The sequence below is a fragment of the Levilactobacillus parabrevis ATCC 53295 genome, assembly GCF_001434055.1.
Taxonomy (GTDB): domain Bacteria; phylum Bacillota; class Bacilli; order Lactobacillales; family Lactobacillaceae; genus Levilactobacillus; species Levilactobacillus parabrevis.
In genome coordinates this window covers 1-26236 of the sequence record NZ_AZCZ01000039.1, presented here as the reverse complement: position 1 = coordinate 26236, position 26236 = coordinate 1, and the positions used below count along the sequence as shown (strand labels likewise).

The following is a 26236-nucleotide window of genomic DNA, read 5'->3' as shown; positions in this document are numbered from 1 at the left end:
TACACATAATTATTTAAACACTCGACATGCATGGCATGTTTATGAGCACTAATCTTGTTACAGGTTATGAGAATTTGGATACAAGTCATGTCACTGATATGAGCAGTATGTTTGATAATTATGGTGATGAAGACAATCCATCAACATTAGATTTGTCAAAATTTAAGGTTGATATGGTGAATGGGGATGAATCGACTAATAACTTTGGTACTCAAGTACCTGGAGGATTTTATAGGATGTTTAATAGTGTCAATGTTGGAGGACTTAATATTGGCAATTGGAGTCCCAAAATACCGTTAACTGGAATGTTTAATGGTTCTGATAGTTCAAAAATAAGCAAGCTAACTTTAAGTTCGCAAGCTAACTTAACCGGCTCGGCGTTACCCGAGTTAGATCCAGTCCATAATGATGATTTAGCAGGTTATACTGGAAAATGGGAAAACAGTAATGATCAATATTTGAGACCCGATGATTCCAATAAAACTACTTATACTACGGCCGGTTTGATTTCTGAATATAATGGGAGTACGGCGCCAGCTGGAAATCAAACGTATCAATGGGAACCGACGAAAACGCCAGGAAATCCCGTAACGATACATTACATTGATCAGGATGGGAAAACGATTCAAGCTGACGCGCAGCTTCCCGGTGCTTGGGGAGCTACCTACACGATTAAACCAGCTACCATCAATGGCTATCAGTACGTCAGTGCTACTGAAGGCTCACTGACGGGGACGTATACGTCCGACCCGCAGTCGGTTACGTTGTCGTATAAGGTAGCGCCAGTGACGCCACCAGTCACTCCAGGCGGTACTGACTCAAGTTCTTCGAGTGAATCGTCAAGCTCAAGTGATAGTTCCTCAACGGGCGATCAGGGCCATGCCGTAGTTGTTGCACAAAAAGATCGCGCAATTACAGCTGTTAAGAAGCTCGGCCTGTATAGTACGCCAGACTTCAGCAAGAAGACGCGGCAATATTATTATGCCAAGCAAAAACGGACATTGCGGCCACAGTTTGTGATCACTGGTGTTGCGCAGTCCAAGAATGGCGTTAAGCGCTACTTGGTTCGCGACGTGACGGCTGGTTCTAAGCGTTATGGCAAGACCGGTTATATTACGGCTAAGCGGGCCTTTACGGTGCACACGTACTATCAGCACAATCCTAAGCGAGTCAAAGTAATTTTGGGCACGAATGCTTATCGCGATAAGGCGCTTAAGCATCAAATCAAGCATTTGAAGCGTGGAAAGGTATTGCACGTTAAAAAGATCGTGCGTCATCATCTAACAACGCGGTTAGTTCTTAGCGACGGTAGTTTCGTAACGAGTAACAAAACAAAAGTGATTGAAAAGTAACCTGAGAGGTGCTAGTGGACCGAAACTTCTCAGTTAGTAATGATGGTATTAGAATAGACAGGCTTGAATCGTAAACTGCGATTTGGGCCTGTTTAATTTTGACGTTGCTGAGAGACCGAATAGTTTGTACTTGAGAGGGTCCTCACTTGACTGTAACGTAACGTTATAGCTTATGCTAGATGACAGCATGTAAGTTACTTTAAGTTTTAAGGTGGGGAGGCTTCCGTATGAAACAAGAATCACTTTTCTCAAATCAACCGCAGAACACGCCGTTAGCTAGTCGGGTTCGGCCTAAGGACTTGGATCAGTTTGTCGGGCAGCAGCACTTGCTCGGGACTGGCAAGATTCTTCGTGAAATTATCAAAAATGATCAGGTTTCGTCGATGATCTTCTGGGGTCCGCCGGGTGTCGGGAAGACGACTTTGGCCGAGATCATTGCGCGGAAAACACAGTCGAGTTTTTTGAGTTTTAGCGCGGTAGATAGTAGTATCAGTAAAATCAAAAAAATTATGAAACAGGCAGAGTTGGACCGCGAGATTGGTCAGCGAACGATGGTGTTTGTCGACGAAATTCATCGGTTCAATAAGGCCCAGCAGGATGCGTTTCTCCCCTACGTTGAACGGGGTAGCATTATTTTAATTGGAGCGACAACCGAAAATCCCTCGTTTGAGATCAATTCGGCCTTGCTGTCACGATGCAAGGTGTTTGTACTGAAAGCCCTGAAACAAGATGACATCGTTACCTTACTAGAGAATGCGCTGCGTAATCCGGAGGGCTTTGGCAAGCAGACCATTAAGATTGGCCAGGACGAGATTCAGGCCATCGCCAACTTTGCCGATGGGGATGCCAGAACGGCGTTGAATACACTAGAGATGGCGATTCTAAATGGGGATAAGACGGCCGACGCAACGACGGTTAACATGGCGGATCTCAGTCAGCTGATTGCGAAGAAATTTGTGTTGTACGACAAGACCGGTGAGGAACATTACAACATCATCTCCGCGCTGCATAAATCCATGCGAAATAGCGATACGGATGCGGCAATCTACTGGCTGTCGCGGATGTTGGAAGGCGGCGAAGATCCCCTGTATATTGCCAGACGGCTCGTCAGATTTGCGAGCGAAGATATTGGGCTGGCGGATACGAATGCCCTTAACGTGGCGATTAATGTCTTTCAAGCTTGCCAATTTATCGGAATGCCCGAGTGTGACGTCCATCTGGTTGAGGCGGTGACGTACTTGTCACTGGCGCCGAAATCCAATGCCATTTACAAGGCTCGGCTGGCCGCGGCTAAGGATGTGAAGCAGACGGCGAATGATCCGGTACCACTCCAAATCCGGAATGCCCCGACGAAGTTAATGAAAGACTTGGGGTATGGCAAAGGCTATGAGCTGGCGCACTATGCCAAAGATAAGTTGACGACGATGACGACGATGCCGCCATCTGTTGCAGGGCATGAGTATTACCTACCGACTAGTGAAGGCAATGAGCGGCGGTTCAAGGACCGGTTGGCGCAGATCAAGGCGTGGCACGAACAGAATGGCTAGACAAACGAAAGGTGCTCTCAGCAATGAGGGCACCTTTTTGAAACGGTAGATGGCTTAAACGAGTGGCCTGCTGCGCTCAAAACTCGTATCCATTGGCCGAATGACGGACTAAGTTGAGTGGACCACCTTTGGTAAACGTTGGTATCACCAGTGTAAGCTGTGCCATCACGTTACAGTCACGGAGAATTTGAGACGATTGTTTCATGTGAAACATTGGTCTGGAGATGGGGTGCCAGCCGCTTGATGAGTCGCTCTAGTTATTAAGTCAGCGTAAAAATAAAGCAACCGCAGATGCCAGTTATAACTTCGGCAGTGTCTGCGGTTGCTTTGAAATTAAAAAGTTAAAGAATTCAGATAATGCTTAATGAACAAACACACTAATCAAGAGAACCATCAGTAGGCCGACAAAGGAATTTACAAATTCCAGTAGTCCCCAGGTCTTGAAGGTATCTTTTAAGGAGATGCCGAATGATTGCTGGTAGAGTAAGAAACCACCGTCATACATCAAAGTCGTGGTATTACTACCGCAGGCACAGGCTAACATCATCAGGGCAGGGTTAACGTGGAACGCCACAACCATTGGTGCCACGATGCCAGCAGCGGTGATCGCGGAAACGGCTCCTTGTCCCGTCATGAGTCGGATGAGGACGGTGATAATCCAGGCAAGAATCAGCGGGGAAATATTGGTGTGGCCTACCAGATCGACAATTTTACTCCCAATACCACTATCGATGATGACTTCCTTCATTACACCACCGGCGGCAATGACCATCAGAACGTTAGAGATGCCAGCAATGGCGCTGGTCATATGATCTGAGATTTGTTTGCCGGACATGCCTCGGCGGTAGCCAAACAGGAGCATGGCAACGATGACCGTGATGAGCATACTAATTTCAGCACTCCCAATGAAGCTGGCAAATTTAAATACCCAGCTGTTGGTGGCTGATAAGGTTTTAGCTAGTGAGGCGCAAATGATGATAATGGCAGGTAGTAGAGGGATGATGATACTGGTTCTAAAACTAGGAATGTCCGTAGCAGCCCGTTTAGGTGCCGGCTTCATCACGTTACCCAGCGGCATGTCTGCCAGCCCCGGAATAAAGTGCTGAATGAGAACACCGGAGCAAATGATGGTTGGCACAATGACGATAAACCCTAGCATGTAGACTTGGGCAATATCGGCATGAAAGGCAGTAACCAAGGCCATTGGACCAGGTTGCGGGGGAAAGATACTATGTCCCATGGTGGCCCCAGCAATGGTCGGGATGACCAGTTTCATATAGGGCACCTTGGCTTCCTTGGCAATGTTAATGACCAGCGGCATGGTGATAAGAAAGGCCACTTCGTAGAACATCGACATCCCAAAGATTGTCCCGATGAGGAGTAGCGCATAAGGCAACAATTTAGGCCCCATGGCATTGACAATGGTATCCGCGATTTGCTGTGAAGCGCCGGATTCTGTCATCATTTTACCGATGATTGCCCCAAAAATAACAATCAACAGTAAGGATGACATGACGCTGCCGATACCGGTTTCGATGGTCGTTGCGATCTTGACCATAGGTAACCCTTCGGCAAAGGCAATGAATAACCCTGAAACGAGTAAGGCAATAATATTATGTACTTTCGTTTTAACGATTAGGAAAACTAAAAGTAAAATCCCAATAAGCACCCAGAAAAGGGCGAGTAAGTCAGCTGCCAAGTAAATCCCTCCTAAAATAAAAAAAGACTAAACAGATATATTAGTAAGCGCATACATTCTACCATTTAAAACAGATAACTACAATAAAGTGAAAAAACATGCATATATTCAAAATAATTATGCAATATGAGGGATATATCCTTTTTAACTAATATATCAGACGTGGCGAGAGGGCGTCCTGAGTTGGTAATTAGCGGTTTTTATAAAAATATGCTGTTGGTAATCAACAGTGTGATTATCAACAACATATTTTAAAATCATTATTTTTCGTTTTCGAGTTCCATCAATCGTTGCCGCAAGGCGTCATCGTAGGCGGTCAGGTACAGTCCGTATTTCCCACGCTTCATCAGAACGTTTAGAACGTTGGCGATGAACGTTTTGTATTCATCTTGAGTGAATTTCATATCCTTACGCTTCTTGAAGATCTCCTTGTGAGAATACTTCTCGGGGATGATGGTCATCGTGTCGATGGCCTTGTCGTAGCCGAAAGATGGGCCGATAATCATGCCGACGTAGTTCAGGTCAAAGCCTTGAAGGGTGTAGATCGTCCCAACCTGGGTGATGGAACCCTCACGCTTGGCCCAGTGCGTCCGCTGTGGGTCCCACTCGTCCCAAGGTAAATTGAACGTATCCATCTCGACGTTGTGCCGGCCGTCGATCCGTGGAAAACCAGAGGTCGCAACGACGCGACTCATGCCGACTTCTTTATTGCGCTTCTTGATGTTTTCGAAGAGCTCGCCAGCGGTATCAAACATCTTAAACTTGAAGTCACTGTTTTCTGGGAAAGCTCTCAGTGGTTTTTGTGCGGTTAAGTCGTCCATCCAGGCAACTTGTTCGTCGCTGGCGACCATCCGGTATTGGAAATTCATATCAAACATTTTATATGGGTGCGAGCCAATCGTCTTGAAGAGGAGGTCCTTGTCCCAGTACATCTTGGACTGGAAGACTTGGTCGAAGTCATAGACGACGACAACAACTTTGGCTAAATTCATCAGATCGGTGAGTTGGTTCTGCCCGCGGTAGTGCGCGTAGGGTTCTGACTTGGAGTAGAGCAGGTGGGCTTCATCAACGAAAATGATATCGTATTTTTTATGATTCTTTTGTGCGTAGTTGATCAGTGAGGTTGGCCGGCGAATTGACTTGACCTTCATGTTGGGAATGGATTCTGCGAGGTCCTGGTAAGCTTTATACAGTTCGGGATGGTTGACTACTAGTGAAGTCTTGTAGCGGCTGTCAGTCATGTACTGACGCACGAGCTCCATCAGAACGACGGACTTACCGGTTCCGGCAGCGCCTTGGATGATGGCGACTGAGGAAGTGTCGCCGGTGAGACCCTGTTTAATGTAGTCGTTAATGTTGGTGATGACCGTCTTTTGATCGTCTGAAAGATCATCGACGAAGAATTGTGCTTTTAGAATTTTATTCATTCTGGAACTCCTTATGCATTAATTGGTTTCGCGTGGGCGCTAGTGTTGACGCCCGCGGAAAAAGCTATTGTTATTATAGCAGTTTAGCTGGGGGTCGCTGGATATTCTTGGAAATTATGGTTTAGAATTGGCTGATGAGTTTGCTGGAGAATGCATGATTTTCTTAATTGATTGTTAACCTAGTGCTATACTCATGAAGTAAACGGAAGAATCAAATACATATTAGGCGGGGGAAAATATGAAAAGTATAAACCATATTATTCTAGCAATTGCGTTAAGCTTAGGGTTGGCGGGTGCCATTACGGCGACTGCCCAGCCAGCGAGTGCAGCTACGAATAATTCTAAGTACTACAAAACGTATAAGGCGATTCCTAAAGTACTGCGGGGAACGTGGCAGACTAAGGGCTACACGGAGTACAGCAGTCTCAGTAAGAAAAAGGTACGGTCAATTTACACGTTTAAGAAGAACTCTTATACCATGAAGATTGACTTCCAAGGAAAAAGGAAAACCAAGACGATTCATTTCCTAAAGAAGGAGGTCCAGGACATTGACTACCGCTACAAGACGAAGCAGTATGAAATCTATCCAACTGGCGCGGCGATGAGTAAGCGCGCCTACGCGTCGATCCTGTATCTGAAACCAGTTCGTCACAATGGCAAGAAGGCCATCGCTTCATATCCAATCGTCGGAAAGCATATCGCTTACCTTTATCGGAAATAACCGAGTAAAGCCTGATTCGTAAATGAATCAGGCTTTTTTGATGCTTTTATTTGTCGAAGTGATCAAGGGTGCTGTAATAAGGGTAAAACAGCCAGAATTAAAGGTGCCAATACAAACTCCAGTAAAAGTTCAAGCAAATCCGGAATGATCCGTGACTCGCGTCCTGTGTAGTCATGGATAGGCATCAGCGGCCAACCAGCCGCGTAAATCATGGCCTTGGGAACAGATGAATTGGCTCCAGAAGTATGTTTAACCAGACTATTCTTAAACCTTGCGAGAGGGACGTGAATCAAAGGGAATATCAGATAGCAGACGGTTAGGTACCATGAGGTGAAATTCCAGGTAAAGATAAATCTGCCTACGATAAACTGGCAATTTAACAAGATTAGGATGATGAACGCTGGTAGTGACTTTAGATATAGGGAAAGATATTTGAAAGCTTGGGTAGATTCTAAACCGGCTAGGGGAGCGTTGGACATATGATAGGCATGTTTCATTGTTGCCACCTTCTTGGGTATGATTGCGCTCAGTATAGGCTCAACAGAGACACTGAGAGTATCAGGACATCCGAGTTCGTTACGTATCAAAGAAAACAGGGACCGATATGACTGTCTACAGGTCAATTTGCTGAGCGACAAATAGGGGTAAAACGGTTGAAAGATATAGATTAAATAGTATTAATTAATAAATATTTTACAGTATTGACCATGCCTGCATCTCGTGGTAAATTGAATTAAGAATTAGAACTATTTTCACGGAATTTGTTGATGGCGGTAGGAAATTGTCAGGATGATGGGAGAGTTCTGAAATGACTATATATCGGGTAAGAACTGGCAAAAGGAATCGTTGGTTACTTATGAGCGTAGTGGCTTTAACATTAGGTACATTTGGGATGGCAACTGAGGTCGCACATGCAGCGGAACCAGTTGGTGCAGCTGATTTAACGAATCAAAGTTTGGATAGTCAGATTCAGGACAAGGAGCCAGGTGATCAAGATACGGTGCCAGCCGTGGAAACCCAGCCGGAAAAGACTGTTAGTTCTGAGAAGGAGAATAAACTCCGGAATACCGATGATTCAGGGGTCCGGGATGTTTCCGCTTCTGAAAAAACTCAGTCGACACCCACTAGTAACAATCAAATGGAAACCAAACCAGTCAGTCAGGGGACTAAACCAAAGGATAACGTAGTCCCTGATGGATCCAAGCCGTCTGAAGGCGCTGCGACGGCCAGCCAGGCAGCAACGACTCAAAATGTTCAGGTAGAAGAGGCCCCTACACCTAAGCCCCAGACCGTCGATGAGCTTATTCCCGATAAGGATTTGCAAACAATAATTTTGTTTAATCTTAAAAAAACACATTCTGAGCTTACCAGTGCATCACAGATTACCGTTGACATGTTGAAAGAGTTAAAGAGCATAGATGCACTCTCAAAGGACCAAATTACTCATAGAAACATTTATGATGCCGTTAGAAATGTAAAATCGTTGGCTGGGTTACAATATGCGACGAATTTAACAGAACTGACGATTACACTTAATTTGGATGCTAGTAAAAAATGGCAAGATTCGACGCAACGTGGACAACTAAAAGATGTGTCAGCCCTCCGAGGATTAACTCAACTGGTTACTGTGAAGTTGAGGCGTAATCAGATATCAGATAATGATACGGGAGCCTTCGCGGGGTTAACGGCTCTCAAAATGCTTGATCTAGGCTACAATAATATAACGGATTTGTCGTTTATGAAAAATTTGACCAATCTTACCAATATTAACTTCACTCAAGCTGCGGATAGTCAGTATAAAATCACGAGTTTAAAGCCCTTAGCCAAGCTGGTAAAGTTAAGCCAATTCTCCTTTGGGAATAACAATATTTCTGATCTATCACCGCTGCGAAACATCACAGCGACACCGAGTTTCCTGGATGTTGGACACAACCACATCTTTGATATTACACCGCTATTAGGCCTTAATTGGAAACCTTTCATAGAGGAGGAGCCGATAAACTATCAAATCTCAGCACCGGGCCAGACTTGGACGTTGAAACAGGTAACCTTGAATCCGAATACTACATCGTTATCGACATGGTCCTTTGCTTACGATAATCTGCATGATTTTAATGAATTCATGCAGCGAGATCCACAATCAACAGGAGTAAGTGAGATTTGGGGAGCAGCCAACTGGTCCATTTGGCATGACCTGAAGGGATCAGCTGGCAGTCTGAACTTAGTTTGGGATATTAGCCGGCATAATGATCTTGCAAGACCGGCTGAGCCAAATGGGGTGCAGTTTGATGGAAAGATTACGGTGCCATACACTTTACAAGCTGGAATAGGTGCCGTAACGGTTGCTTTTCAACTGGACGGTGGGGTTAAGATTGCGCCGTTTGTAATTTTAAGTGGTCAATCTGGAACCAGTCTGGACGTTCTTAACGATACGTCCGTGCAGCAGGTGATTGCTGAGCTGGAAGATCGCGGATTTACATACGAAAAGCCGGTGAAATATAATCAAGAGCTGACGAAAACGACTGAGGATTCGAAAGTAACTTACAACGGTGATGCGCAGAGCATTAAATTACTGTTTAATCCATTACAGAAAATCTACTTAGTCGATGAAGACGGTACTGCCATTGGGAAAAAGTTGATTAAGAAATCTGGGAAAACTAAGACGCCTTGGAGTGTTGATTTACCTGTGATTGATGGGTATGTGTATGACCGTGTCGATGGTGGTACGGTCACAGATCAAAAATTATGTGGAACGATTCAAGATGTTAACAATGATATTTATGTTTACTACAAGTCTACGGGGAAACCGGTCACGCCACCCGTTACACCACCTGTGAAACCCGTTGATCCAGGAACGCCTGTCTCGAATGGGACAGTAACGGTCCACTATCAGACTCAAACGGGTGAAAAATTAGCGGCAGATGACGTCCTCACTGGAGCACTTGGACAGGCCTATGCAACACAGGCAAAAGACTTTAAAAATTATCAGTTAGTCACAACGTCAGGTAACGCTGTTGGTGTCTATACGGCAACTAGTCAGGATGTCTACTACACGTATCAAGCTACGACATCTAAGGTGGACGTTGGTGTGAAACCGGCAACTGTGGCACCTAATAAGCCGTCTGTAGGGAATGAAAAAGGGACACAAGATGCACGGATTAAGTCGCGCAGGACGGGACAAAAAGCCCCTCAACAAGTGTCCAAGAGTGGTACTCAAGCGGCGCGAGTAACTACTGTAAATAAGTCAAATAGCGTGAAGCCAGCATCAACGCCCCAATTGCCGCAGACCAGTGAGCATCAAACCTCTGCTTGGTGGGGAGGCGCACTACTTGCCATGGTGGGGACGTTATTTGGGTTCGCACAAATTAAGAATTGGAGAAAAAGATAATTGGGGTTAAGATATCGAGAACTCTGATAATCAAAAACATCCGTTCAACGACTGTAATCGTTGGGCGGATGTTTCTTTAGGAAGAAAATTTGTTCTGAAATGTTACAAAACAATTGATAAGTTAGGCATGTGGTTGGTTTAATCTAATTTCAACATTATCCAGTGAGTCACCGCTAGCGTTGAGCAGCCGTTGCATATATTTTTTACGTTCAGCAGCTGATGAGTTGCCAGCAAAGAGACTGATAGGTTGCCCATCATTGGGGCCGGACAATTCTCGATAATCTAGTGAATCAACTTCTGAAGTGTATTTGACTAACCACTCGCTATCGTTATTAGCCATTTGGAAGAAAGCAGCTGGGTTATTTAACCAGAGAAGATTAGCGACATCGAAGTAGAGCTCTTTCCAGCTTTTGATTGGTTGGCTGGATTGCTGATGAAATTTAAAAGCAAGCGGCTTTTTCCCTTTGGGGTCGGTATCCTCCAGGCTAATCCAGTCAGTATTTTTAATCGCTAAATCTGGAACTTGAGGAATAGGCCAGACGTCTAGAATTCGGCTGTACAAGTCTTCTTGGCGTTGTTCTAGAGCAGCCGTGTTCCAGGATGAGACGTTAGCTAGATCTTGGTTAAGCTTAATGCCAGACATACGATAACCGTTAGGGGCGTCCCTTTTTTCTAAAAATGGATGATTACTCATCTGTGAATTGAAACCGGTTAAGGTTAAATTAGCCAATCGGTTGAGCCAAGTCATCTGGATATCATGCCAATTTTCTCCTAGACTTTTCTGCCAGGCATTGCTTAGCGTTTGTGGCATGATATGTTCGATGGAATAGCTGCCATTTTCGGATTTCTTGAAGAGATCTTGAGGCTCGCCATGAAGATTATTCAATTCATTCATAATGAACCAAAAAGATTCAGTGCGAATATGATAATAATCCTTGGTGACTAGCGCTTGGTGGACAACCTGATTATTGGGGAAAATCTTATTTTCCTTGACGGTATGTGTAAGAACAACTTTTAAAGCAGTGTCATAGGAAATATTTCGATTTTGGCTTAGGCGGGTGACCTGTCGATCCAAGGATGAGAAGAAATTGTTGAGTCCCGTACTAGGCATACCAACGAATAGGCGGCGAGCGAGGTAGGATAGTAATACGGCCAAGACTTCATTTAAAGAATTAAGGGCAATCTTTTGTTCTTGGTACTTGTTAAACACTTGTAGAAGATAAGGCATCATCACATCCAATTTCAATTCGGACAATCGATTCAATAGTTGCTTGGTACGGGGATCACTGAAATTGTAATCATTAGGAAATTGAATTTGTGCGTAAATTAGCGCGACATCTTTTTCTATTTGTAATTCTGCATAGCGATCAAACCCTGGTTTTAAGCCAATGTATTGACGATAATCAATGTAGATTCTACCTTTTTTAACGGGCTTGGAGGATCTGGCCAGTGAGGTCAAATAGTGACGATAAAAAGTAGAAATGTTTTCAGGATGGACGATTCTTTCGATTTCTTGCCAGGTCTCAAAAGCTTTCGATTGTTCTTCACTGGATAGGCTCATCAATAGGTAATTTCTAATTTTATCAGATTCCGTTAAACTTAAGCCAGTGGAGTTCAGGCTTTCGAAAATTAATTGCGCATCGTCACCGGGTTGAACAGTAATGACCATCGTTTGAAGTTGGGTCCGTAGCAAGTTAAACCAAGCGCTTGCGGACAAACTGCTCGTATTAATGAGATCTCTAAAAAATTGATAATTGGATGTAAATAAGGATGGTTGTGCTAATTCTCCGTGTATGAGGACATCTATGTATTGTTCTTCATCACCAGGGACGGGTTTTAGACGGTTGTGGTGTAGGGAGGAGTGATCGTAACTGTCAATTAAGTATCGCTCTGTAATCATTCGGCTCGTTTCGGGATTGGTATCAACCATAATATCACGTAACGCGATTAGAAATAATGAAATGGTTGTTAGGCGTTGTTGCCCATCAATAACGGCGACTTCTGAAATGCCAGTTTGCGACGTGTCTAAGATTAGGCTCCCAATGAAGTACTGCTTCAGATCGTGATCACGAGCTGTTTGCATATCGTCGACCAAACGCTGAAGCTGTTCTTTTCCCCAGCTATAGCGTCGTTGATAAATTGGAATATAAATTTTTTGAGTGTTTTGTATAACTTCAGAAACAATGAGTTCTGGACTACCCTGCAAGGTGAACATCTCCTTATAATGCTCATTTTAAGGTATTTTTCTAGATTATGACAGATAAATGGTTTGAGGATTCATTTGTGATGTGGTGAAAAAACAAAATTATCTTCCCCAAACGACAGAAACTTTCAGTTTGGGGAGGATAATTTTATTTTAGAGAACCTCATTTTTGCAAAATATAGGTGTAATGCCAATTCATGTGATTACTTACCGCCGTGGTAATTAATAACCGTCATATGTTTCGTTGACTTGAAAACAGGATGATTGATCTTTTTCTTCGTCAACAATTCGACTTTTGTTTTGCTCTCGTTAACGCCTTGGACGTAAGCTAAGGCACGTTGCTTACCGTACTTAACGGGCAAGACTTGACCGAAGTAAAATTGAGAATTACTTAGTTCCCAGTTGGGTTTGAGATTGACTGCAAAGTAGGTCCAGCCGTGGCTAGATTTACGTAAGTCAATGCTGGGAAATCTTTTCTTCTGGTAGTCCTCTCGCCAAGAGTGCATGAATTTTAGTGTATGTTTCTTATTGTTGGATGTAGTGACTGTGAAGGATTTCTTGTTAATCACCAGCTTACTAGGATGACTGTCATAACGGTATTGATAGCCGTACCAGGTGCCGCGTAAAGCTTTTGGCGCGGTCTGGATGGATTTATCATGGTTGCCGAATATCCAAACCGTCTTAGCACTAGCAGAGGTGTTCGCAAGTCCTAATAAGCCAGCGGAAACAGATAGCAGTGTGATAAAAATTTTAATTTGTCTGTGTTTCATAGGTATTCCCCTCCTTATTAATTTTAGTATACGAAAGCTGACTGGCGACTCAAGTGTGGATTGCCAGGCGTTCTACCTTGTGAGTAACCGAAAGCATACTGATAGGCAAATAACTTCGCATTCCGCCACCAGCCGCGTACACTTATGCTATAAGTCTTTCGAAAGGGTGAATCATATGAAAATTGGTGTTGTGGGATCTGGAACGGTCGGCACGATTCTGACACAGACGTTTAGTCGCGGAGACAATGAAATTATTCTTAGCCATTCCCGTGGTGCAGCTAGTCTCGCGCCTCGGCGTGACGAGTTTGCCGCTAACGTCGTCTTTGGTGAGGTGGCCGACGCCCTTCAGCAATCGCTTGTGATTATTGCCGTACCATTTGGCATTGCCCCCGATGTGCTGCGGCAGGTCACTGATTATCAGCAGCGGATCGTCGTCGATGTGACTAATCAGTTTACCGCTGACTTTAAGAAGATCGATACCCGGCCACTGACCGGTAGTGAGGTAATTGCGGCCGCCGCCAACAATGCGCGCGTCATCAAGGCGTTTAACACTTTGCCACATGAGTTAATGACGGGTGAAGTTGATGGTCCCGGCCGGCGCGTGTTGTTCTATGCGGGGGATGACAAAGATGCCAAGAAGACTTTTGCAGCACTGGTTAAGCCGCTCAATTTTCGCCCAGTCAATCTGGGGAAACTGCGTCACGGTGGAAGTGTTATGCAAGTCGGTGGCGGACTGGGACACACGGCCTTTGTGCAACTGGATGAGACATACTGAGTTGCGACAGGGTGGGGTTTAGGAGCGCTATGTTTCATGTGAAACAACCTTTACAATAACGTTTTTGGGCATAGTAATTGGTAATTCAGTCACCGTGCCGCTGGTTCAAAATTTAGCAAAATAAAACACCCTCGTCGTTTGGCGAAGGTGTTTTTGTTTACGTAAAATCCTTATACAGCACGCGATTTAGTCGACCAAACTGGTCCTCGCGGCGATCCACTAGAGCGTAATTCAAGTGTTCGTATAGTCCTACGTGGCGGGTTACGATGTAAAGACCCGTGATGTCAGTTACTTGGGCCGCCCTTTCCGCTTGCTGGACCAGCCGGAGACTGATCCCTTGATGGCGGTAGTCCGGGGCGACATAGACTGAGCTGACAAATGGTGAGTAGGGGGTGTCCGGGACGATATCCTCTGCGAGCAACGCACAGAACCCCGCTAGTTGTTCACCAGTCGTTGCGTAAATTACGCGCTCAAACGGTTGCCAGACAGCTGGTGTTTGCATGCGCTTTGCCAAATGCGGGCCCGCGGGCCAGTCGATGTCACCGATTTGCGTCGTTGCTTGGGACCAGAGGGGACTGTTCGGCGTTAAGGTATGGTAGGTAATCATGAAAATCCCTCACTTTGTCATTAAGTTAAGTGCGCAGGTACCCATTCTCCTGGTCCACAGCCTTTTGAGCAGTTTTGTTCAGGTAATTAAAGGGCTCGCTGAAGTTTGGCGAGAACAGCATGTCCAGCATCGCTAGCTGGTCGATTGTCCCGCCACTTTGTATGAGGGCCGAGACCACGTTAGCCGCCTGGGAGATGTCGTGCTGACAGAGCAGTTGCACGCCCAGAATCTTGCGGTTATTTTGATCGTAAATCAACTCCACCATGACCGGATAGTGCTCTGGCATGAATTTAGGCCGGTAGGGGCCGGCGTAGAGGACGTGGGCCGCGTTCAGATGGGCGTCTTCAGCTTGTTTCATCGTCAAGCCGGTTCGGGCCAGCGTGTGGTCAAAGACCAAGACCCCCGTCGTGTTTTGTGTGCCAATCGTCCGGAGGCGACGCTCAAAAGCGTTGATGCCTGCCAAGGCTCCCTGACGTACCGCGTGGGAAACCAGCGGTGCATAACTCGGTGTATTGGTAGGATTATCGTGGCTGATAGCAGCATCGCCCGCGGCCAAAATGTCGGGATTGGAAGTCTGCATGTAATCGTCGGTCAGAATGGCCCCATTAGCGGCCATCTTGACCTGTCCTTGTAGCAGATCCGTTTGCGGAATAATGCCAGCACTGATGGCTGCCATATCCACCTCAAATTTGCCTGCTTCCGTAGCTAGGCACAATTTACCCTCATCGGTGTCCGTGAAGGCCGTTACGCGGGTATGCCGCAGAACCTGGACGCCGTGTGCTTTCAGAAGCCGGGCAACTGTTTGGGATATATCTGGCTCAACGTATTGATCGAGTAAATGCGTGGGTTGTTGGATCAATAAAACATCGTGACCGGTATTGGCATAGCCTTCCGCCAGCTCGATGCCAACGTAGCCACCACCAATGATTGCTATACGCTTCTGGTTGGTGCTATAATCGCATAAACTATGGGCCTGATTATAGGTTTTGCAGAGGAGGACTTTGGGATTCTCTACGCCCGGAATGGCTGGAATCGCGGTCAATGAGCCGGTCGCCATGATTAATTTATCATAGGTGTCAGTCGCCATAGCCTTGGTGGCTAAATTCTGGACTAGCAGAGTATGTTCCGAAGCGTTTACGCGAATCACATCGTGGTTGATCTGCATGGTTACGCCCTCATCGGCAAAATCGTCGGGTTCGACGTACCGAGCATCGTCTAATGACCGTACCGTCCCCTCAATATGTAGATACGTCGCGCAAGATAGGTATGAAATAGTTGACTGACGCTCGTAAACGGTAACTTCGGCGTCAGGATAATTTTTTAGAATTTGTTTAACAGCGGCAATGCCCGCATGGGTACACCCAATGACGACAACTTTCAATGTCATCAATCCTTTCTTTTTGTAACACCACTTTAGTTTTATTATAGTATACTTAGAATATAGTTCACGTAAAATATTTATTTAGGGGGGTACTTTTTTTGAAACCAGTCTACCGTTACTTTGTTCAGCCGCAAATCGACACCGATACGAAGACGATCTTTGGCTATGAACTTTTAATGAAACAGATGACGCCGGAGGGTTGGCGCCTGCCGGAGTCGTTTTCGGCGATTGATCCGCAGATTACGGCTGATCTCTTGATTGCAACGACAAAAGTACTCTCGCTAAAGGTGCGCTATTTATCGGTCAATGTCAATCGCGAACAGCTAATGACTACGACCATTGCCAAGGCCATCATCAAAAGTCAGGAACAACTTTATCCCACGAAGCTCGTGGTTGAGCTGACCGAAGATGACGGTCCCCAACAGTATACGATCGCCGACCTGTTGCCGCAGCTGAGATCCTTCATCAATATGGGGATGCAGATTTCGCTAGATGATGTCGGAACGGGGGACAACTACTTCAAAGATATTCAAGAGCTGTTGCCGCTGGTATCCGAGGTCAAGTTTGCGCTGCAAAACTTCAACCGCGAGTTCAAGGATCCTCACATTCAGCAGAAAATTCGCTTCTGGCGCGCCATTAGTGCAGAGTATGGTTTGCGAATGGTCTTGGAGGGCATCGAAGATCACGCCGACAACCGGTTGAGTAAGCAACTGGGAATTAAGCTGAAGCAAGGTTATTATTTCAGTCGACCACAATTACTGAAGTTGCCGCAAGATACCTGTCCGGCTTAGTAAATTGGATAATTTTAAGCTAGAGAATGCCGTTATAACGGCATTCTCTAGCTTTTTTAAACGGATAAGTTGATATAAAAATATTTATAATTGAACATAGTGGAAATAATTTATGTATTCGATGGTATTCGGGAGAGATTACTTGTATACTGATGGCAGATAAAGTAGCTTAAGAGAAATTTACTGACGTAATCAGGTGATAAACAATTGGCTTGCTATCAAAGTGTAAGTGATCTTCCCGACAATGAAGGCTGGAGAAATTTGGCTAGAGAGGGTTGCATGTACAAAGGATTATTGGTGAACTTCGTTAACATCTAATCCCGCAAAGGACGAGTGTAAATTATGGCGATTCAAGGAAAGGATTATGGAAGAAGGATTGCAACATGATGGGGAAATGGTGGTTACGTGTGCTGGTGGGTTTATTGACGTTGTTTGCTGTTACAGTTGGGGTTCAGGGGAATCGGCATAGTGAGGTTCAGGCAGCAACTGAGATTTCAGGCAAAGGGTCACCAAGTGGTGCGCCGCTGGGGATGTTTGGCCTTTATCTCAATACTGGCTTCAACCTGCAGCCGGACGATCGCTATACATGGGTAAAGCGGAGCGTGATGCTCACGACGGCGACAGCCCACTCGATGGTAGATATTCTGATTCCCTTTGCGACGGATCACTTTCAATGGTATCAATCCACTAACGAGGGTAAGACGTGGCAAGGTGTGGATGGGGCTAAAAAGGCAGATCTCACGGTCACCCCGACCCAGGTAGGCACGGTTTATTATCAGCAATCCTTTCAATACTATTTTGGGACGCCACTTTTTTCACCAACCTATTACTCGCGGGTTGCGGCGCTAACGACGTTTCCAGAGCCAATTCCGGCGACAGGGTTGAAGGTTACGAGTAAGCAAAGCTACCTCTACAATAATCAGGACAATGCCATGGTGACGTACGTTCACGGAGTACCGACCCCGGCCAATGCAACGGGTGCGCTGACGTGGACGAGTTCCGATGATCAATTAGCAACGGTGAATGAGGCCACTGGTGAAGTGAAGGCAAATACGAGCGGGCAATCGGGAACGGTGATCATCACGGGAACGATGACTAATGACGACGGCTCTACCGTGACAGATCAAGTTCCCATCACGATTGGCGGTGGCTTGGCGGCTGAACAGCGGGTCGCGGAGGGGCAGACTGCGACGTTTAGCGTGCAGGGAAGCTTTGCCGAAACGCCATCGGCCGTGGCCTGGCACCGCGTAATTGACGGGAAGAATACGGTTGTGGCCCGCGGAAACAAGCTTAGTTATACCACACCTGCCACCAGTATGACCGACGACCAAGCGCAGTACTATGCGGTCGTCACAATCAAGTCGCCGGATGGTAGCACGCAAGATATGACCACGAATCGGTCCAAACTGACCGTGGTGCCTGATATGACGCCTAGAATGACGGTCACCAATCAGGTGGAGGACGTGACCGATAATGCGGATAACACGGCGAGCGAGCTCACCAATATTCTCAATGGTGACACGTGTAAGGTGACGGGGCGTTTTAAAGATGAAAATGCCTATTCGAAGTTGACGGATGGGGAGTTCCTCATCACGCTACCAACCGATGTTCAACCAACCATTGATGTGGATGGGCAGGAGGCACAGTACGGCAAGTATGCTAGTGGCGATAGCATGAAAGTGCTGGTCACCGGCGTCGACTTTTCGAAGATTAAAACCCATACGTTTAGTGTGACGTTTAAGTCGAATCAGACGGTTAATCGAACGATGACGACCCGCGTGGATTTGAGCGGCGAAGATGCCCAGCATAACAAGATTGGCACCTATTCCGGGTCACCACTCACGTTGCGTTTTACCGATGGCAAGCTTCATGCGGCGGCTAATGACGTAAGCTTTGGTGAGATTACCACGACTAATCTAGGACTGGAGATCCCGGGAACCGCCACCGGTGATGGGGACCTTCTGGATGTAATTGATAATCGGCGGCATAAAGTAGCGACGACAATTGATTTGCGACAGGAAGCGCCGTTTAGTGATGGTCAAACGACCTTAGCGGCTGAGTTGAGCTATGATGGTGGTTTGGGACAGTCCCCTTTGTCATTGACGAATGCTGATCAGACGGTAGCTTCGGTTGCCAGTGGCATGCCCGTTCCGTCGATTGGTGTGAGTCATGGAGAGAATTTGAGGGTTAAAGTGGCGATGGTAGATTTTCTACCAGGAAAATACACATCCAAACTGGATTGGACGTTCGTGACGGGACCTTAACGGGGGGATGTTTCATGTGAAACAATGATTGGCCATGCGCGGCAGAATTGCTGACCTTTAGCGCGCCAAATTCACGAAATTTCGTGAATCAGTGGTGGGATAGTATAATGATTAAGAGTGACAAGCTTCGGCGGCGGGATACCGGCGCTGAGCGACTTAGACGGAATTCTTAATCAGAAATCAAAAAGGAGCAATTCAACCATGAAGCACATCGTAACGGGTATCGTTGCCCACGTTGATGCCGGGAAGACCACCCTTTCCGAAGCGATGCTATATCGTTCCGGCGCACTGCGGCAGTTGGGCCGCGTTGATAACGGCGATGCCTTCCTCGACCCCGATGACCTAGAGAAACAGCGCGGCATCACCATCTTTTCCCATCAGGCCAGTCTGCAACACGGCGACCTTGATTTAACACTACTGGACACCCCGGGACACGTGGACTTTGCTTCACAGACGGAGCAAGTACTCAGTGTTCTGGACTATGCCATCCTAGTCGTCTCGGCTACCGACGGCATTCAAGGGTATACGCGGACCTTGTGGCGGTTATTGGATCACTACCAAGTGCCAACCTTTATTTTTGTAAATAAAATGGACGCCGATACCGCTGACCGCGACCGGGTGTTGGCCCAGCTCCAGCAGGTGTTCTCTGCCGGCTGCATTGCGTTTAATGATGCTACTACGGCGGCGGGAACGATCCCAGCTGGCGCTTATGAAGATATCGCTATGCAAAATGATGACGTGCTCGAGAACTTCTTGGATGCCGGAACCGTTGCGGATGATACCGTGCGACAAATGATTCGGCGGCGAGAGGTGTTCCCTTGTTACTTTGGGGCAGCCCTGAAATTAGACGGGATTGACGACCTGTTGGCGGGATTGGAACAGTGGACGCGTGAGCCCGAATATTCAGCGGAATTTGGCGCGAAGGTCTTCAAAATCTCGCACGATGACAAGGGCGAACGGCTGACGTGGGTCCGCGTTACCGGGGGCGTTTTAGCCAATAAGGATGTTATCTTAGACGAACAAAAGGTCAACCAACTCCGGGTGTATAATGGCGCGAAATTTACGATTCGGCCATCGGTTGCGGCAGGTGAAGTGTGCGCAATTCCTAACCTGACGGGGACCCACCCCGGACAGGGACTGGGTGAGCAGGCAGCAGGGCGGTCGCCGGAAATTCAACCAGTGCTGAACTATACGCTCGATCCGCAGGGCCATGACATTCACGAGTGTCTGACGATCCTACAACAACTGGAAGACGAAGATCCCCAGCTTCACGTGGCGTGGTCGAGTCACCTCCAAGAAATTCGTGTTCAGATTATGGGGGCCGTGCAGTTGGAAATTCTCCAGCAGATCTTACGCGAACGGTTTAACCTCGACGTTGGCTTCGGTGAGGGCAGCATTCTCTACAAGGAGACGTTAACGCGGGCTGTAGAGGGCGTTGGACATTTCGAACCGTTGCGGCACTATGCCGAGGTTCACTTGTTGATGCAACCCGCTCCACGGGGCAGCGGCGTGACGTTTGCGGCGGACTGCGACCTGGAAGTGCTGGGTAAGAACTGGCAGCATCAGGTGCTGACCAGTTTGCGAGCCAAGGAACACTTGGGTGTGTTAACGGGGTCACCGCTAACGGACGTGAAGATTACGCTGATCAGTGGCCGTGCAAGTATTGTCCACTCGGTCGGGGGCGATTTCCGCGAAGCCACCTGGCGCGCCGTTCGTCAGGGATTAATGATGGCGAAATCCCAGAACCAGACTGAGTTGCTAGAACCGTGGTATCGTTTCCGATTAGAGGTTGGTCAAGATCAAGTTGGCCGTGCCATGACGGATATTCAGCGGATGCACGGGAGCTTCGAAACGCCGGATGCGACGGCCCCTTCAGCGACGGGAGATGGCATGAGTATTCTTACGGGAACGGCACCCGTTGCCGAAATGCAGGGCTACGTTCAGGAGGTCAACGCCTACACGCATGGGCAGGGCCAGCTAGAGTGTTTGATTGATGGCTACCGTCCTTGCCACAACGCGGCAGAGGTCGTGGCTGATCAGGCATACGATCCCGTTGGTGACCTGGAGAACACGCCGGGTTCCGTCTTCTGTGCGCACGGCGCGGGCTATCCGGTCCATTGGGATGATGTACCGGGGATGGCGCACGTGGACTATGTGTATACGGCGGAGGCATTGGCAGAAATGTCGAAATAGGGCAAGAGAGCAGAGTCTTTATTAACCTCACATTAAAAAAACAAATATAATCGTAACGATGTGATTTTTTCTAAAGATCACATCGTTTTTGTTGCTAACGACACCATATGTCAGGACGATTTTGTATAATGAGGCCAGAAATAAACGAGCCACGACTGGTTTGTCTCGTACATATTCAGGAAAGTAGGGAAGTTCATGTTCAAAAAGATTATCTTATTAGGAGCGCTAGCGGTATTGGGGACGGCTGGCGGAATGACGCTCGATACGCAAAGCGCTGCCGCCAAAGCTTACGGGTCACCCAAGACGTTAGTGGGCATGAAGTACACCCACACGACGCCAAAACGCTTTTGGGGAACGTGGTATAACTGGGATAAAAATATCGGTGCCAGTAAGATCGTTGTTAAGAAGCATCAGGTTAAGTGGTATTACCGACAACACAAACAGGGAAAGTGGCATTCTGAAGAAACTTTAACCGGTAAGAAGCTCTACGTTTACCGACAGAAGGTAAATCACAAGCAGATGTTTGGTTTTTACGCGGCCTATGAGGATGATTTCAACTTCTACTACACAGGAACCAAGAAGGTGAAGGGGAAGACCGTTAAGTACATGTCTCAGGGAGGTCTCTATACCTATTACAAGGCCTGGAAGTATGCCATTCGCTAGAAACAACCAATGAGGAGGCGCCCATGGATGTGACGTTTAGCACCACTTTTGCCAAATCCTTACGATTTTCGCAACGGCAACCTGCGCTGGGGCTACAACTGGAACTTCAGATTGGAGACCTCACGCGACTGGATGATGGGCAGGATCCTTTCTGGACGCTTAAATCCCAGTACACAGACCAGTCAGCCCAACAACTTTTCAAAGACATTCAACAGCAGCTTGCCCGACGCTAATGGCGATGCGCTGCGAATCTGGTGCAGTGAGACGGCAGAGGATCAGTTGGGGTTTCTGTGGCTCTGTGATCAGCTTAAAACAGTTGCTGTGACGGTCACCCAAGTCAAGGTGCCACTGGATTCTGCCTGTGCAGCGCCGACGCCAGTTTATCAGCAATTTACGGGACTAGGCGAAATGGATCCGCAGCAGGTACTGACAGGGCAACTGCCAGAGATCACAGTGACCTTAGCGCAGCGTCAAGCCTATAGCTGCGCCTGGCAATCGCTCGCCACCGAAAATGCAGCATTGCGAGTAGCCCTGAATGGTCGGACAACGAGCGTACCAACGGACTTCCTCGATACCTGGTTTCTGCCGTATGTCCATAGTGAGCTGTCGGTGGATGAGGTGCTTGGCCAGCTTCTAGAAGGGTTTCCACCGGGGATGCCCACTTGGTGGCTATATTCACGTCTCACTAACTTGCGTAAACCTTGAGAGGGCATTATTTGAAGTAAATGTCTTGCCGGTTGGGGCCTGGTCGACAGAGGTATCGCCAAACGCGACTTCCCCATTTCTACAGATCAGCCAGAATCAATAAGCGTATTAGCCACCGTGAGTGAACCTGCCACGGCGGCTTTTTTTACACAAGACTCTGTTATTAATAGTTATTAATAACAAAATTCCGGCATGTAATTAATCTTATTGTAGCGTGGGCTATAACGTTTTACCAAATTCCCTTGCCCTTCCGTCAGCAATCCTGTAAACTGACAATTACACAAATTATGCAAACGCTTTAACGATTAAAGGAGTAACTACATGAAAATAAGTAAAAAAGTCTGGTTTGACGCCATTGGGGTGGGCCTCTTCACGCTGGTTTACAGCCTGATCATGGGCGGCATGTCACTGTGGATGGGGTCTGCGGCCTTTATCGCCGTTTCGTATTTCTTCGGCGCGGGTTTCCCTAAAGATAAGCTCTGGAATATTCTGGTGAGCTTTGCCCTCGGCATCATCTGGGGGCTCATCGCCTTTCGCCTCCTGCAAGTGCCAAGCATCGCGCCTCTCTGGCCCAGTGCCATCATGTTTGGCCTGCTGACCTTCCTGGCACTATTCCTCCAGGGCACACTTCTAAAATTTGCGATTGTTCCCGCCTGGCTGATTGCCTGGGGGACGACGATGCTGATTATCACGAATGTGGCCGTGCACAACTGGTCGCTCTTCGTGGTCCAGCTTTACGGGTCAATGCTACTGGGAATCTTTGTGATTGGATACGCGTCCGACATTTTCAATCGGGTCATGTTCAAGCTCTCCCCGAAGAAGGAAAATACCCATGTGCCCGACGACGTGACGGAGGAAGAAAACTAATTCAGTGTTCGGAAGCGCTAGTTGGCAGGTATAATGAGTCTAAAGTGAGGTGCGTCCATGCAAATTACAGAAGGCTATATGCCATTTCAAAAGTATCACACGTACTACCGCGTTGTTGGCGATCTTAACTCGGGATTAACGCCATTATTGCTGTTGCACGGTGGTCCCGGATCAACGCACAATTATTTTGAAGCGTTCGATGCGTTGGCAGAGCGAACGGGTCGGCCAGTCGTGATGTACGATCAGCTCGGTTGCGGTAAGTCCGATATGCCGGATGAGCCTAGTCTCTGGCAGGCAGCAACCTGGGTTGCCGAGTTGCAAGCGTTACGTGAGTACCTGGGTTTAGATCGGGTACACTTGTTAGGCCAGTCTTGGGGCGGTATGCTCGCCATCATTTACCTGTGCGACTACCAACCGCGGGGTGTTCAAAGCCTAATTCTGGCCAGCACGCTCTCGTCCGCCAAGCTGTGGGCACAGGAACAGCACCGGATGATTGGATTCATGGCGCCAGTCGACCAGGAGGCAATTGCCAAGGCCGAAACGACCGGAGACTTCACAACGTCAGCCTACCTGACGGCAAACCAACATTTCATGGAACGTCACGCCGCAGGTCCCGTTACGGCGGAGTCACCCGAGTTTTTACGGCGGTCAAAACGTCCTGGTACCGTGGCCTACACGACTGCTTGGGGGCCGAACGAATACTTCCCGACCGGCACGCTCAAGGATTACGAATATACCGATAAATTAGCGCAACTGACCTTACCCACGCTGGTGACCAGTGGTGTCAACGATCTCTGTACGCCGTTGGTGGCCAAAACCATGGTCGACCACTTGCCGCACGCTGAGTGGACGCTCTTTGCCCACAGTCGGCACATGGCCTTTATCGAGGAGACGCCAGCCTATTTGGATCGTTTAACCGGCTGGCTTTCAAAAAAAGACTAAAGAAAACCCGCATCAACTGGCCATTCCGGTCGGTTGATGCGGGTTTGTTTGTGTGATTAAAGGTCGTTAGCGTTGGCCATCATCTGCTCCATAACGCGATCGAGGGTGTCGAGGTCGTCCTGGGGAATTCCGGCGGTGACCTGTGCGCGAAATGCCTCGGCTAAGGGAATACTTTTGGTCAACAGGGCTGTGCCCGCTGGCGTCAGTGCCAACAGCCGGGCACGGTGATCCTGAGCACTGACCGCAACCGTGATTAAGTCGGCCGTGTTCAGCTGATTGACGACTTTGACCATGCTGGGACCAGTGATTCCGACGAGTTCGGCGAGATCGCGCTGTCGAATCTGCTGGTGTTGGTCGATGTAGTAGAGGGCCATCCAGGCACTGCGATTGATACCCATTGGTGCCAACGCGTCGTTAAATTTGCTGGCAAACAGCTTGCTGCTACGGGATGTAATGCACATGATGCAGCTATCTAAGTCAAATTGAGATGTTGCCATTGTTAGTCACCACCCTCAGAAAATTATGGCCTTATTATACCATGATTTATCTAAAAATAGATAGTTAGCTAACTATTGACTTTGCTCAATGATTCGTTATACTGGGGTTGTAAGCGCTTTACAAATCATGGAATAGGGGGCTACACCAATGGAAAGATATAACGCAACAGCCAGAAAGACCTTATCCAGTCTCCAAGTTGATGTCCATTCCCGCGGCGTACACACGACCATCGACGAGCCAGAAAGCTTGGGTGGAACCAATACGGGAATGAACCCGGTTGAGCTGGTTTTGAGTTCACTGGGCACTTCCTTACAGGAGACCGCAGCGCAATTAGCATCAGAAAACAAGTTCACTTATGATCAAATGACCGTTAACTTGGAAGGCGATTTGGACGCGGCTGGGTTCATGGGCGATCCCGACATCCGAAATGGGTTCCAAGAAATCCGCTATAATTTACAGTTCAAAACGACCGAATCACAGGCTGCGTGCGGCGCATTTGCTGACCTTGTGGCGGCCAACTGTCCGATCGAGGATATGCTTAGTAACGGGGTCTCGGTGGTCTTAGATCAAGTCGAAATCGTCTAAAGGAGGCTTTCAACATGGCAATGGAAACGTTCAAAGTGCAAGTGACCAGTACGGGTCAACCGAATGAATATCAGGCTGCCGTGCGGGACTTTAAGGTTAAATTGGCACCGGATTCAACTGCGGCTGTGAGCTCACACGAGGCAATCCTGCAGGCGTTGGGTGCGTGTGAGGCCATTGTGATGGCGTCCTTTAACAAGCAACAGGACTTTACTTACCGCGACTTCTACTACACGGTGGAGGGGATTAAGTCCGGCGACCGACCGGGGATGGACCGCATTGGGGTAGCCGTTCACCTGAATACCGATGAATCTAAGCAGAAGTGTCATGAGTTCATGGACTTTGCAGAGAATACTTGTCCCGTGATGGACAATTTGACCAACACGGTACCCGTTAAACGGACCGGAGTTGCAGTCGTCTCTTAATTAAATTTAGAATAACTAGGCAGTCTACCAATAACTGGGAGACTGCCTTTTTGGCGGCCAATGTTTCATGTGAAACAACGGTGGGGTTGGTTAATATTAAAGAATTTCTTTAGTTGGCTAAAAAAATGCGACTGATTCTGAGAATTTTACATTAGTACTAGTATAGAGCAAATTTGATTTTGAAGCGCCAACTGGCTTTGCTCCGAAGGATTATGGACTAGAATCGCTAAACAGTAGAGTTGAGAGATGCCATACCGACCAACAACTTTCAACGCACAAAGCCTACTGGGAAAACGTCCAGTAGGCTTTAGACTCACAAGTCAACCACGCCCGTTTAAAAACGGACGCTTGTGAGAACCACACCCCATGGCATGGTGACCACAATTTGCTCAGATACAGCACTAGCCTATAAATAGGACTTATCCGCTAATTACCA

The 26236-nt window shown here is 47.4% G+C and carries 21 protein-coding genes; 14 read left to right on the top strand and 7 right to left on the bottom strand.

Features of this window, described 5'->3' with window-relative positions:
• Positions 1-458: 458 nt before the first annotated feature.
• Positions 459-1352, top strand: coding sequence for a DUF5776 domain-containing protein (locus FD07_RS10070; protein WP_162254226.1), 894 nt, complete (start codon positions 459-461; stop codon positions 1350-1352).
• 227 nt (positions 1353-1579) lie between these two features.
• Positions 1580-2899 carry a replication-associated recombination protein A gene (locus FD07_RS10065; RefSeq protein ID WP_020090175.1) on the top strand — a complete coding sequence of 440 codons (1320 nt, stop codon included), beginning with the start codon at positions 1580-1582 and terminating at the stop codon, positions 2897-2899.
• A 361-nt stretch (positions 2900-3260) separates the two neighbouring features.
• Here FD07_RS10065 and FD07_RS10060 read toward each other — a convergent pair whose 3' ends face one another.
• A complete protein-coding gene (locus tag FD07_RS10060) occupies positions 3261-4598 on the bottom strand; it encodes a gluconate:H+ symporter (RefSeq protein WP_020090174.1) in 1338 nt (445 codons plus the stop codon).
• A 260-nt stretch (positions 4599-4858) separates the two neighbouring features.
• Positions 4859-6025: a DUF2075 domain-containing protein gene (locus FD07_RS10055; protein WP_020090173.1), complete on the bottom strand. Its 1167-nt coding sequence runs from the start codon at positions 6023-6025 to the stop codon at positions 4859-4861.
• 238 nt (positions 6026-6263) lie between these two features.
• Here FD07_RS10055 and FD07_RS10050 point away from each other — a divergent pair, with 238 nt between their 5' ends.
• Positions 6264-6746, top strand: a complete 483-nt coding sequence (locus FD07_RS10050; protein ID WP_020090172.1) for a hypothetical protein — start codon at positions 6264-6266, stop codon at positions 6744-6746.
• 808 nt (positions 6747-7554) lie between these two features.
• Complete coding sequence (locus tag FD07_RS10040; RefSeq protein WP_020090170.1) at positions 7555-10134, top strand: MucBP domain-containing protein; 2580 nt, start codon at positions 7555-7557, stop codon at positions 10132-10134.
• A 121-nt stretch (positions 10135-10255) separates the two neighbouring features.
• Here FD07_RS10040 and FD07_RS10035 read toward each other — a convergent pair whose 3' ends face one another.
• Together FD07_RS10035 and FD07_RS10030 are read right to left on the bottom strand one after the other, a co-directional pair.
• Positions 10256-12349, bottom strand: a complete 2094-nt coding sequence (locus FD07_RS10035; RefSeq protein ID WP_081624605.1) for a DUF262 domain-containing protein — start codon at positions 12347-12349, stop codon at positions 10256-10258.
• A gap of 191 nt (positions 12350-12540) precedes the next feature.
• Positions 12541-13107 (bottom strand): hypothetical protein, encoded by a 567-nt coding sequence (locus FD07_RS10030; RefSeq protein ID WP_020090168.1) that lies wholly within the window; start codon positions 13105-13107, stop codon positions 12541-12543.
• Positions 13108-13282: 175 nt separating this feature from the next.
• Here FD07_RS10030 and FD07_RS10025 point away from each other — a divergent pair, with 175 nt between their 5' ends.
• Positions 13283-13882, top strand: coding sequence for an NADPH-dependent F420 reductase (locus FD07_RS10025; protein WP_020090167.1), 600 nt, complete (start codon positions 13283-13285; stop codon positions 13880-13882).
• A 157-nt stretch (positions 13883-14039) separates the two neighbouring features.
• Here the strand turns inward: FD07_RS10025 and FD07_RS10020 are convergent, their stop codons facing one another.
• Positions 14040-14489, bottom strand: coding sequence for a GNAT family N-acetyltransferase (locus tag FD07_RS10020; RefSeq protein WP_020090166.1), 450 nt, complete (start codon positions 14487-14489; stop codon positions 14040-14042).
• A 25-nt stretch (positions 14490-14514) separates the two neighbouring features.
• On the bottom strand, positions 14515-15876 hold the full coding sequence (locus FD07_RS10015; RefSeq protein WP_020090165.1) for an FAD-dependent oxidoreductase: 1362 nt from the start codon (positions 15874-15876) through the stop codon (positions 14515-14517).
• Positions 15877-15968: 92 nt separating this feature from the next.
• Here FD07_RS10015 and FD07_RS10010 point away from each other — a divergent pair, with 92 nt between their 5' ends.
• The 7 genes from FD07_RS10010 to pepI all read left to right on the top strand — a co-directional run bounded on the left by FD07_RS10010 (position 15969) and on the right by pepI (position 24295).
• A complete protein-coding gene (locus tag FD07_RS10010) occupies positions 15969-16661 on the top strand; it encodes an EAL domain-containing protein (RefSeq protein ID WP_020090164.1) in 693 nt (230 codons plus the stop codon).
• 383 nt (positions 16662-17044) lie between these two features.
• Positions 17045-18925 carry an Ig-like domain-containing protein gene (locus FD07_RS10005; RefSeq protein WP_020090163.1) on the top strand — a complete coding sequence of 627 codons (1881 nt, stop codon included), beginning with the start codon at positions 17045-17047 and terminating at the stop codon, positions 18923-18925.
• Positions 18926-19126: 201 nt separating this feature from the next.
• On the top strand, positions 19127-21118 hold the full coding sequence (locus FD07_RS10000; RefSeq protein WP_020090162.1) for an elongation factor G: 1992 nt from the start codon (positions 19127-19129) through the stop codon (positions 21116-21118).
• 195 nt (positions 21119-21313) lie between these two features.
• Complete coding sequence (locus FD07_RS09995; protein ID WP_020090161.1) at positions 21314-21781, top strand: hypothetical protein; 468 nt, start codon at positions 21314-21316, stop codon at positions 21779-21781.
• Positions 21782-21829: 48 nt separating this feature from the next.
• Positions 21830-22486, top strand: a complete 657-nt coding sequence (locus tag FD07_RS09990) for a DUF3658 domain-containing protein (RefSeq protein WP_027826032.1) — start codon at positions 21830-21832, stop codon at positions 22484-22486.
• 321 nt (positions 22487-22807) lie between these two features.
• Positions 22808-23353 (top strand): DUF1097 domain-containing protein, encoded by a 546-nt coding sequence (locus tag FD07_RS09985; RefSeq protein ID WP_020090158.1) that lies wholly within the window; start codon positions 22808-22810, stop codon positions 23351-23353.
• Between the two features lie 57 nt (positions 23354-23410).
• Positions 23411-24295 carry a proline iminopeptidase gene (gene pepI / locus FD07_RS09980; protein ID WP_020090157.1) on the top strand — a complete coding sequence of 295 codons (885 nt, stop codon included), beginning with the start codon at positions 23411-23413 and terminating at the stop codon, positions 24293-24295.
• A gap of 56 nt (positions 24296-24351) precedes the next feature.
• Here pepI and FD07_RS09975 read toward each other — a convergent pair whose 3' ends face one another.
• Positions 24352-24792, bottom strand: coding sequence for a MarR family winged helix-turn-helix transcriptional regulator (locus FD07_RS09975; protein WP_020090156.1), 441 nt, complete (start codon positions 24790-24792; stop codon positions 24352-24354).
• 148 nt (positions 24793-24940) lie between these two features.
• On the opposite strand from FD07_RS09975, the gene FD07_RS09970 reads away from it, so the two are divergent.
• Together FD07_RS09970 and FD07_RS09965 are read left to right on the top strand one after the other, a co-directional pair.
• Positions 24941-25378, top strand: coding sequence for an OsmC family protein (locus FD07_RS09970; RefSeq protein ID WP_020090155.1), 438 nt, complete (start codon positions 24941-24943; stop codon positions 25376-25378).
• Positions 25379-25392: 14 nt separating this feature from the next.
• Positions 25393-25800, top strand: a complete 408-nt coding sequence (locus tag FD07_RS09965) for an OsmC family protein (RefSeq protein WP_020090154.1) — start codon at positions 25393-25395, stop codon at positions 25798-25800.
• Positions 25801-26236 lie beyond the last annotated feature (436 nt).

Bases quoted from the DNA above. Each gene is read 5' to 3' on its own strand.
- FD07_RS10035 (WP_081624605.1), bottom strand. From the start codon at position 12,349: ATGTTCACCTTGCAGGGTAGTCCAGAACTCATTGTTTCTGAAGTTATA.
- FD07_RS09975 (WP_020090156.1), bottom strand. From the start codon at position 24,792: ATGGCAACATCTCAATTTGACTTAGATAGCTGCATCATGTGCATTACA.
- FD07_RS10020 (WP_020090166.1), bottom strand. From the start codon at position 14,489: ATGATTACCTACCATACCTTAACGCCGAACAGTCCCCTCTGGTCCCAA.
- pepI (WP_020090157.1), top strand. From the start codon at position 23,411: ATGCAAATTACAGAAGGCTATATGCCATTTCAAAAGTATCACACGTAC.
- FD07_RS10055 (WP_020090173.1), bottom strand. From the start codon at position 6,025: ATGAATAAAATTCTAAAAGCACAATTCTTCGTCGATGATCTTTCAGAC.
- FD07_RS10000 (WP_020090162.1), top strand. From the start codon at position 19,127: ATGAAGCACATCGTAACGGGTATCGTTGCCCACGTTGATGCCGGGAAG.
- FD07_RS10030 (WP_020090168.1), bottom strand. From the start codon at position 13,107: ATGAAACACAGACAAATTAAAATTTTTATCACACTGCTATCTGTTTCC.
- FD07_RS09995 (WP_020090161.1), top strand. From the start codon at position 21,314: ATGTTCAAAAAGATTATCTTATTAGGAGCGCTAGCGGTATTGGGGACG.
- FD07_RS10025 (WP_020090167.1), top strand. From the start codon at position 13,283: ATGAAAATTGGTGTTGTGGGATCTGGAACGGTCGGCACGATTCTGACA.
- FD07_RS09965 (WP_020090154.1), top strand. From the start codon at position 25,393: ATGGCAATGGAAACGTTCAAAGTGCAAGTGACCAGTACGGGTCAACCG.
- FD07_RS10050 (WP_020090172.1), top strand. From the start codon at position 6,264: ATGAAAAGTATAAACCATATTATTCTAGCAATTGCGTTAAGCTTAGGG.
- FD07_RS09985 (WP_020090158.1), top strand. From the start codon at position 22,808: ATGAAAATAAGTAAAAAAGTCTGGTTTGACGCCATTGGGGTGGGCCTC.
- FD07_RS10015 (WP_020090165.1), bottom strand. From the start codon at position 15,876: ATGACATTGAAAGTTGTCGTCATTGGGTGTACCCATGCGGGCATTGCC.
- FD07_RS10040 (WP_020090170.1), top strand. From the start codon at position 7,555: ATGACTATATATCGGGTAAGAACTGGCAAAAGGAATCGTTGGTTACTT.
- FD07_RS10065 (WP_020090175.1), top strand. From the start codon at position 1,580: ATGAAACAAGAATCACTTTTCTCAAATCAACCGCAGAACACGCCGTTA.
- FD07_RS10005 (WP_020090163.1), top strand. From the start codon at position 17,045: ATGATGGGGAAATGGTGGTTACGTGTGCTGGTGGGTTTATTGACGTTG.
- FD07_RS09970 (WP_020090155.1), top strand. From the start codon at position 24,941: ATGGAAAGATATAACGCAACAGCCAGAAAGACCTTATCCAGTCTCCAA.